Origin of the sequence: Lelliottia sp. WB101 (genome assembly GCF_003051885.1) — a bacterium.
Taxonomy (GTDB): domain Bacteria; phylum Pseudomonadota; class Gammaproteobacteria; order Enterobacterales; family Enterobacteriaceae; genus Enterobacter; species Enterobacter nimipressuralis.
On record NZ_CP028520.1, the window covers coordinates 4,598,072 to 4,607,442 of the forward strand.

At 50.4% G+C, this 9,371-nt stretch carries 5 protein-coding genes, 1 tRNA gene and 4 pseudogenes; 2 read left to right on the top strand and 8 right to left on the bottom strand.

The genetic code is table 11. The features are described from left to right. The first annotated feature begins 25 nt into the window (after positions 1–25). The gene (locus tag DAI21_RS22205; RefSeq protein WP_107702198.1) at positions 26–406 is read left to right on the top strand and encodes a hypothetical protein; all 381 of its coding nucleotides are present in this window, start codon (positions 26–28) and stop codon (positions 404–406) included. A gap of 577 nt (positions 407–983) precedes the next feature. Here DAI21_RS22205 and DAI21_RS22210 read toward each other — a convergent pair. From DAI21_RS22210 to proB, 5 genes are all read right to left on the bottom strand, one after another. Beyond that, positions 984–2,243, bottom strand: a complete 1,260-nt coding sequence (locus DAI21_RS22210; protein ID WP_107702199.1) for an inovirus-type Gp2 protein — start codon at positions 2,241–2,243, stop codon at positions 984–986. A 131-nt stretch (positions 2,244–2,374) separates the two neighbouring features. Beyond that, positions 2,375–2,608 (bottom strand): AlpA family transcriptional regulator, encoded by a 234-nt coding sequence (locus tag DAI21_RS22215; RefSeq protein ID WP_107702200.1) that lies wholly within the window; start codon positions 2,606–2,608, stop codon positions 2,375–2,377. Between the two features lie 576 nt (positions 2,609–3,184). Further along, positions 3,185–3,260: transfer RNA gene (locus DAI21_RS22220), tRNA-Thr, on the bottom strand. 111 nt (positions 3,261–3,371) lie between these two features. Then, on the bottom strand, positions 3,372–4,625 hold the full coding sequence (proA, locus tag DAI21_RS22225; protein ID WP_107702201.1) for a glutamate-5-semialdehyde dehydrogenase: 1,254 nt from the start codon (positions 4,623–4,625) through the stop codon (positions 3,372–3,374). 10 nt (positions 4,626–4,635) lie between these two features. Continuing rightward, positions 4,636–5,739, bottom strand: coding sequence for a glutamate 5-kinase (proB, locus tag DAI21_RS22230; RefSeq protein WP_100777506.1), 1,104 nt, complete (start codon positions 5,737–5,739; stop codon positions 4,636–4,638). Positions 5,740–6,045: 306 nt separating this feature from the next. On the opposite strand from proB, the pseudogene phoE reads away from it, so the two are divergent. Then, positions 6,046–7,096, top strand: a pseudogene (gene phoE, locus DAI21_RS22235) (phosphoporin PhoE). Positions 7,097–7,172: 76 nt separating this feature from the next. Here phoE and crl read toward each other — a convergent pair. The 3 pseudogenes from crl to gpt form a co-directional block, all read right to left on the bottom strand. After that, a pseudogene (crl, locus tag DAI21_RS22240) lies at positions 7,173–7,573 on the bottom strand (sigma factor-binding protein Crl). Between the two features lie 56 nt (positions 7,574–7,629). After that, a pseudogene (gene frsA, locus DAI21_RS22245) lies at positions 7,630–8,870 on the bottom strand (esterase FrsA). 107 nt (positions 8,871–8,977) lie between these two features. After that, positions 8,978–9,370 (bottom strand): annotated as a pseudogene (gene gpt / locus DAI21_RS00005) (xanthine phosphoribosyltransferase); the annotation flags it as partial. Between the last annotated feature and the right edge of the window lies 1 nt (position 9,371).

The following is a 9,371-nucleotide window of genomic DNA, read 5'->3' on the forward strand; positions in this document are numbered from 1 at the left end:
TTGAAAAGGCTAAACGCAGGAACCCATGGGAAGACTATCTAAGGCATTAATTATATCGCTTATTTATACGGCGATCGTAATTACTCTTAATGCTGTTGCTATCTACTACTTCAAGCTTAACGCCCCTATAACCGTCATAATCACAACTTTTTTGGTGTCATTCAATTTAGTATTCGAATTTTTGGACGCAACAAGGCGATCAGAAAGGAACTTTGCTGAAAGACGCCGGGCAGAGGCTCAGGGGGCATCATTTACGATTATGTGGAATGCCCTTGATGCTGACGCTAAGCAGAATTTTTATAATCAAGTTGATACAGATAGAGAATCCAGTGAGCTGAAGTTTAGATACCAGCGAGCACAAGAAGTTATCCACCATTGGGAAAAAGAGATAGAGCGTCTGCGTTAATCGGACCCACTTCGGCGGGGTGGGCTGCAAGGCACTATCCCCAGTTCTTCCTTTACATGGATAATGTCACAAGACAAACCCCACCTTTCCCGCCACAGCTCATTTGACCCACTCGTGGCTGCTGTGGTTCAGTATCACGTACTACAGGTTCGGCAGCATACGAATAACGGGTGCTCAGGTTCAGACAGCATCCTGCAGATGCCGACTCATTTGGGGCTACACTCTGCAACTAACCTGACATCTTCAAGATTTAATTAATCCCACGGAGTGATCCATTGCACCTTAACGCCGCTGTATATGCAGGATCATTGTCGCCATCTGAAGTAGCGGATCATTTTTCTTTTCCTGGCATCTATTGCTTTAAAATGCATCACAGTGATACGGCAGCTCTTTCGAAATGAAATGATCCGACAACACCATGCTAAGTAATCAATTGATTTTAAATGACTAATAACCAACGAAGCGTTAACCTGTTTGATAAGTCAAAGATAACATTCTGTTTTATAATTATTTTACCAAACAACTTCGTCGTTTGATTTATCGGATATTCTACTCTCCTAAAACCAGTCTTCTTTGCTTAGAGCCATCTACGGAGAACAAACGGATCGATGATCCCTATAAATGGGAAAGCGACCAGATACCGACGGGCAGTGCTCGCATTGAGGTTGTACTTCCGACAATACTCAGTGACTTTCCATCCGTACAGCCAGAAATGGTGGTAATAGTTATCAAAATGACCACGCCAAAATTCACTCATGGGTTTCCTTTGTAACTGCCTTTTAGCGGTTCTATGATGCAATCGGTTATTTTTTAGATAATTATCCAATGTACTATTACTTTGCGCAAACCGATAACGATGCCATGCCCAATGGATGATCTTTAAGCTTTGACCTCCTACTCGTTTAAAATTGGCATATACCCGGCTGGTAGAAAGATGATACTTGTACGCATATTGTGAGAGGCTAAGACCAGTGATAATCACCTCAGCCAAATAATTCCTTCTATGACCTTCCCATAACGGCGAAAGTGGATTCCACCATTTAGTGTGGTCATACAACTCAGAGTGTGCTGGTGGCTGATGGTATATTAGCAGCGAAGCATCACCTGTAAAATAAGCATCCAGATAGCCGGGATACCGATTCATTCCATCGAGTTGATTGACAGTATTTTCCTTTGGTACTAAAGGTAAAGTAGCAATTCTTGTTGTGTTTGTAGCTTTACGTTTAGTCGGTTTAGGCTTTCGCAGGCCACAACCAAACCGCTTGATTCCTTTACCAATAGTTTCTTTTGTACGCTTCTTGCCAAGATAGCTAGTACGCATCAGTAAGTCTCGATGGGAGCTGATATCCTTAACTAAGTAATAACAGTTATCTGGCACCCAGCAGGTCCCCCTATTTGCCTGTTCCCAACACGCCATGACTATCTGATTTACTCTCTTAGAATGCTTTACAACATTGCCGTTTAGCATGAGTAGATAATGGTAATGCTGTGGATCGGACTCAGCCTGTTCACGAACCCAAAAAAAGCTGATAAATGAACGCGGATATTTCTTCCATAAACAGGGAAATACTAAGCTATGAAACCGGCTAATTGCTTTATTATCGGAAGAGTATTCCTTCAAATGAAAATCATAGCGTATAGCGAGAAAGCGACTACTTTGCAAAGAAGCTTGTTCTATCGTCTCAAAAATCCTTTTCAGGATATTCGCATCTTGATCTCGCTCTGCAGGAAGTACTGGCCATAAAACATCACCAAAACAATACTGACCCTGAGGCGGATAATCGAAAGGGCTTTTAGCCGGGCTAATATTATTAAATACCGTAGTTTTATCTTTCATAAAATGGCGTAGGGGTTACTGATATTTAAGGTTTTTATTTTGTCTCAGAATGCATCAAGCTGGGCGATATACGAATGTTATGTTTCATCTTGTTCCATAACCAAGCGAGCAACAGGTTGACCAAACCAGGTTTAGGACATTTCTTTGTTCTTTAATCGTTCAAGCCACTCTTCATAAAGTTTTGCAGGCCAACCAAGCGTTCGTCCACCACGCTTTAGAGGCTCAGGAAAATCGCCACCTTTGACCCAGCGGTATAGCGTTGTACGGCTGCAATTCAGTAATTGCAGCATCATCTCGATACGGATTAAACGTTGCGGCTGATGCAGTGCAATCACTTTCCCAGACGGTGTCATTTTTGCTGCCATAATATCCTCTTAGTTTAAAAAGCGACCACCAAAGGTGCGCACAGCCCCATCACAAAGTGATGCGAGAAAAAGTTAGCTCAATTGGTGGCAGGCAAGCGAAAACATTTGAGTATCAATAGGCTATAGAGATTACTAATAACCTGGATGGATATGTTTTGCTTCGTGATGATTTATACCAGCACCAAACAGACAGGCAAAGAAAAATACTTTATAAAAAGTTAAATAAAATACTCACGTTTCTTATCAACCTTGTGCATACCGTCCATTTATTTCCATTTTTAGCGCATTAATTAAATCGCACCCAATTAATGCTGCAAAAATCAGGGTAACTAACACATCCACGCAAATGTAGGTCAAGGGTCTAAGACAGATGGGTACGGACGAAGCAATCCATCCCCCAACTTTGGGGAGGATGTTTTTTCATCTATCGACATTTTTCCCATGCTGATATCGGGCATCGTTAAAGGCAACAGCTGGAGAAAGCTATATCATGCTAAACAAGTACGCGAGTAAGTACGCGAGAAGAAAATCAGAGAGTTTTACTGAAGAGGTAAGGTTGTAACTGCTTGATTTTCATGGTGCCGATAATAGGAGTCGAACCTACGACCTTCGCATTACGAATGCGCTGCTCTACCAACTGAGCTATATCGGCCCTGAGAGGCCGGTTACGAGTGTAACCACGGGGCAAAAGGTTAAAACTAACGGGGTGATGCGTCAATAGCCTTGCGAATCAAAAGCCTAATTTTGCATCACCCACGTTTATTTACGCACGAATCGTATCATCGCCGAAGCCGATCCACTTGTAGGTGGTCAGCGCTTCCAGCCCCATCGGGCCACGGGCGTGCAGTTTTTGCGTGCTCACTGCCACCTCTGCGCCCAGTCCAAACTGGCCGCCGTCGGTGAAGCGCGTTGAGGCATTCACGTAGACCGCAGAAGAATCCACTTCATTGATAAACCGATCGGCGTTGCGCAGGGTGCGGGTCAGAATCGCGTCAGAGTGCTGCGTGCCGTGGGTGCGAATGTGGGCGATAGCATCGTCCAAATCGGCGACCACTTTCACATTCAGATCCAGTGACAGATATTCGTCGTCATACTGCTGTGCTTTGACCACTTCCACTTTCGCTGGGCCGTCTTTCAACAACGCCAGCGCATTCTCATCTGCATGCAGCGTCACGCCGCTCTCGGCCATCTGCTTGCTCAGCGCAGGTAAGAACGTCTGCGCGATACCCTGATGCACCAGCAGCGTTTCAACGGTGTTGCAGGTACTCGGGCGCTGGGTTTTGGCGTTGACGATAATCTTCAGGGCAGGCGCGATCTCTGCACTATCATCCACCACGATATGACACACGCCAATCCCGCCGGTGATCACCGGAATGGTCGACTGTTCGCGGCACAGCTTGTGCAGGCCCGCGCCACCGCGTGGGATCAGCATGTCGATGTATTTATCCATGCGCAGCATTTCATTCACCAGCGCACGATCCGGACTTTCGATAGCCTGTACCGCACCGGCTGGCAGGCCGCACTCTTCCAGCGCCTGCTGAATGACGTTAACGGTGGCCGCGTTGGTTCGCCACGTCTCTTTACCCCCGCGCAGAATGGCGGCGTTACCGGTTTTCAGGCACAGGGAGGCGACGTCGACGGTCACGTTCGGGCGCGCTTCATAAATCACGCCGATCACACCGAGTGGGACGCGGCGACGCTCGATGCGCAGGCCGCTGTCGAGCAGCCCGCCGTCGATCACCTGCCCCACCGGATCGGCGAGGTTGCAGACCTGGCGCACGTCATCCGCGATGCTTTTAAGACGTGCGGGCGTCAGAGCCAGGCGGTCGAGCATTGCCTCGCTCAGGCCATTGTTACGCGCGTCGGCCAAATCCTGTTCGTTGGCGAGCAGGATCTGCTGAGACTGTGCTTCCAGATAATCAGCGATTTTTTCCAGAACGCGGTTTTTCTCGCGGCTGGAAAGGAGCGCCAGTTTGTAAGAGGCGGCTTTGGCAGCGGCGCCCATTTGTTCCAGCATGATTGGCTCCTTAGCGAATGATCATATCGTCACGATGCACTGCAACCGGGCCGTATTCATAGCCCAGGATGGCGTCGATTTGCTGTGAGTGATGCCCGGCAATGCGGCGCAGCGCGTCGCTGTTGTAGCGGCTGACGCCGTGGGCAATATCGCGACCTTCAAGATTACAGATACGAATCACTTCACCACGGGAGAAGTTACCTGTCACGCTTTTAATTCCTTTTGGAAGCAATGAGCTGCCTCTTTCCAGAATCGCGGCGGTCGCCCCTTCATCGACGGTGATTTCACCGGCTGGCGGTGCGCCAAAAATCCAGCGTTTGCGGTTTTCCAGCGGAGAAGCCTGCGCGTGGAAACGGGTGCCGACGGAAATTCCTTCCATCACGTCGCCAATCACGCCCGGACGGCTGCCCGCTGCGATGATGGTATCGATACCCGCGCGGCAGGCCACGTCGGCGGCCTGCAGCTTGGTGCCCATTCCGCCGGTGCCCAGCCCGGAAACGCTGTCTCCGGCAATCGCACGCAGCGCGTCATCAATGCCGTAAACGTCCTTAATCAGCTGCGCCTGCGGGTTATTGCGCGGGTCGGCGGTAAACAGCCCCTGCTGATCCGTGAGCAGCAGCAGCTTGTCTGCCCCGGCCAGAATCGCCGCCAGCGCAGAGAGATTATCGTTATCGCCGACTTTGATTTCAGCGGTTGCCACCGCATCGTTCTCGTTAATTACCGGAACGATGTTGTTATCCAGCAGCGCACGCAGGGTGTCTCGCGCGTTCAGGAAGCGTTCACGATCTTCCATGTCGGCGCGTGTCAGAAGCATCTGCCCGACGTGAATACCATAGATAGAGAACAGCTGTTCCCACAGTTGAATCAGTCGGCTTTGCCCGACCGCGGCCAGCAGCTGCTTAGAGGCGATGGTGGCGGGGAGTTCGGGGTAGCCAAGATGTTCGCGCCCGGCGGCAATCGCCCCTGACGTGACAATCACAATACGATGACCTGCGGCATGAAGCTGTGCGCACTGGCGGACAAGTTCAACAATGTGGGCGCGATTAAGGCGGCGCGATCCGCCTGTTAAAACACTGGTACCGAGTTTTACCACCAGCGTCTGGCTGTCACTCATGATTCTCTGCCATTCAACAATAAGGGAAAATGATGTCAATCAGACGTTTTAACAGGACTCAGCGCCGTTGCCAACTGCTGGCGCACAAAGCTCGCGACTTTGTTGCGCGGGATCAGGAAGCGTAGCGGCAGATTTTGACAGTTTTATGACTGAAAAATTAAAACTGACTTTTTTAAACATATTCTTACTTTGTCATAAAACGTTCACCCGCAGACGATAAAACCCTTCCTGTTTTTCACGGGGTAATAAGCTGAATCTTATTGCTCAGCGAATATTAGCGCGTTTTATAAAACATCAGGATTGAAAATGAAAAAGAGCACTCTGGCATTAGTGGTAATGGGCGTTGTGGCTTCCGCATCTGTACACGCAGCTGAAGTTTATAATAAGAACGGAAATAAACTGGACGTGTACGGCAAAGTAAAAGCAATGCACTACCTGAGTGATGATGATACCAAAGACGGCGACCAGACGTATGTCCGTTTCGGCTTTAAAGGCGAAACACAAATTAACGATCAGCTGACCGGTTACGGCCGCTGGGAAGCAGAATTCTCCGGCAATAAAGCCGAGAGTGATTCCACGCAAAAAACCCGACTGGCCTTTGCCGGTCTGAAGCTGAAAGATATCGGCTCCTTCGACTACGGTCGTAACCTGGGCGCACTGTATGACGTGGAAGCCTGGACTGATATGTTCCCGGAATTCGGCGGCGACTCGTCGGCACAGACCGATAACTTCATGACCAAACGTGCCACCGGCCTCGCCACCTACCGCAACACCGACTTCTTCGGCGTGATTGATGGCCTGGACATGACCCTGCAGTATCAGGGCAAAAACGAAGGCCGCGATGCGAAAAAACAGAACGGCGACGGCTTCGGCACCTCGTTGACCTATGATTTCGGTGGCAGCGATTTCGCCGTCAGCGGTGCGTACACCAACTCTGACCGTACCAACGCACAGAACCTGCTGGCACGCGGTGAAGGCGAAAAAGCCGAAGCCTGGGCAACCGGTCTGAAATATGACGCCAATGATATCTACCTGGCGGCGATGTATTCTGAAACCCGTAATATGACGCCAATTTCCGGTGGTTTCGCGAATAAAGCGCAGAATTTCGAAGTTGTCGCACAATATCAGTTCGATTTCGGTCTTCGTCCGTCCCTTGGCTATGTCCAGTCAAAAGGCAAGGATATTGAAGGCATCGGCGATGAAGATCTGGTGAAATATATCGACGTCGGCGCGACCTATTATTTCAACAAAAACATGTCTGCGTTTGTTGATTAAAATCAACCAGATTGATGACGATAATAAACTGGGCGTGAGCAGCGATGATATCGTCGCTCTGGGTATGACCTACCAGTTCTGATATCGATGAATGAAAAAAAACCCGGCGCGAGAGCAGCCGGGTTTTTATTGTCTGTCGCTTTTTTGCGGGAAAGGCGTTAAGCGGAGAGTTTGACCAGCTGGTTAGTAAAATTATCAGCCGGTTCGAGCTTTAAATCTAAGGTCGCCAGCAGATCGCGCGCTCGGTCGTGGAATCCACGCAGCGTTAGCTCCAGGCGGTCGATCACTTCCTGGTCCTTGATAGTTGTCGCTTCCCAGTGGCCATCTTTGTTAAACAGGCCAAAGTGATAGCTATACGTAAAACGCTTCTCTTCCGCGTTCATTTCCATCCACCAGCCCAGAACTCCCGTTTTTCGGGTGCAGGCTTCACGTTGACGCAAACAGCCAGGCAGTCGAAAAAAAAGCGATTCTCTTCACACTGCTCTTCTCGAATATACGGGCCAAGAGCCATGAACTTCTTAATCAGTCTACTTTTCGGGTGTCCACTCGGTAACGTCATTGCGATCTCCTTTTGTGAAGCCACTGTTTTACCAAACCGTCAAATTTAGCAATCTCTTAACACAATCTCTTGGTGATCCAGCGTGTAATCTCGTTCAATGCTTTGTCAAAATTCTGATACACCGGACTGAAGGGTATCTCGAGCAGCTTGCCATCGGAAGATGACGAGGTGATTAAACGCGACTCTTCTTCTGGGCTGAAAGGATCGTTTTTCCAGAAACCTGACAGCATTGGCGTCGGACAGCGGCGTCCCAGCAGGCCCTGGGTCTTTAATGAATAACGGTTCAGTTCAACGCGCAGCGCTTCGTCTGATGCATCATGCATGCCAAGGCGGCTCGCCAGCACGTCTAAATACATCTCCGGCACGCTCCCCTGACGGGTGGGATCGCTGAGCAGCGCATGAACTACCGGCCCAAGACAGGCCCGCTTTCAGGCGCGACGATTCCAGATATGCCAGGCGTACCGCGACGTTGGCGCCAAACCGGAAGCCAATGCCGCCACGCGGGTGTGGTCCACCCAGGGAATATTTTCGAGCGATTTTAACGCATGCTGGTGCAATAAGCTGGAGTCCTGCGTCAGCTTCCACTTCGAGGAAAACCCGATCGACGGCATATCGAGCGTCAGCATCGCGATCCCTTTTGGTGCAAAGTAGCGCTCAAACAGGCTGAAATAATCAATCTGCAGGGAGTCCAGCCCGCCGCACATCATCACGTCGGGAACGGGCCGTCGCCAGGGGGCATGTGTAAAAAGCCGGTGACCGGCGCACCGCCGGGAATGGTGAACTCCAGTTCACGCACGTTGCACGGCAAACGCTGGGCCGCTTCTTCATACGCACGGTTTGCCAGCGCCTGCGCCTGTTCCGCCAGATCGTCGCCCTTCAGATGCGGATAGGCGGCGATGCTGTAAAGGTTGGCGGCGTGGAGCCAGTGCTTTCCGCTGAGGGTCTGGTCCTGCTCCTGGTTGGCCTTTTGCTGCCAGAGCATCGCCTGCGTCGCCCATTCGTAAATCCAGTTACCACCGCGATAGCCGACGACCGTATCGTAGAGATCGCCGTCGGTGCGGTCGGCCTCGCTCATGACGATGCGCGCCTGGACGTCGAGAATTTCACGGGCATCAATGCCGCGCCAGATCCACATCAGACGGTTAATCATGCGATACCAGTGCGGCACGTTTTTGCCGTCCAGAGCGGACTGCACAGCAGGCTGAGTGCCAGGGTTGAAGCGACGAACAAGGGTCGACGTTTCCGGGTGTTTGAAACGAGGTTTGAACAGGGTTTCGCTAAGATTCGCCTGGGTCATTGCGCGCTGCCTCCATGATTACGTCACATAGAGGCATTGTAACGCGCTGGAGGCTAAAAAAACAACGCCCGGCATCACCGGGCGTTAAAAATAATTTCGTTCTGTAATTAACGGCCAGAAATCGGCGGTACGAAGACCACGCCCATATCCCACGGCTGTTCAATCCAGGTATCCTGCGGGATGTCGATAACATAGTCGTTGACCAGCGGACGACCAGCTGGTTTGGCGAAGATGGTGACGAAATGTGCTTTTGGATACATTTCACGGATCGCAACGGCAGTGCCGCCGGTATCGACCAGATCGTCAATGACGATAAAGCCTTCGCCGTCGCCTTCAGCGCGTTTCAGCACGGTCAGCTCGCGCTGGTTATCGTGATCATAGCTGGAGATGCAGACGGTATCGACATGGCGAATACCCAGTTCACGAGCCAGCAATGCGCCCGGTACCAGACCGCCACGGCTCACGGCAATAATGCCTTTCCACTGTTCAGAAGGCATCAGG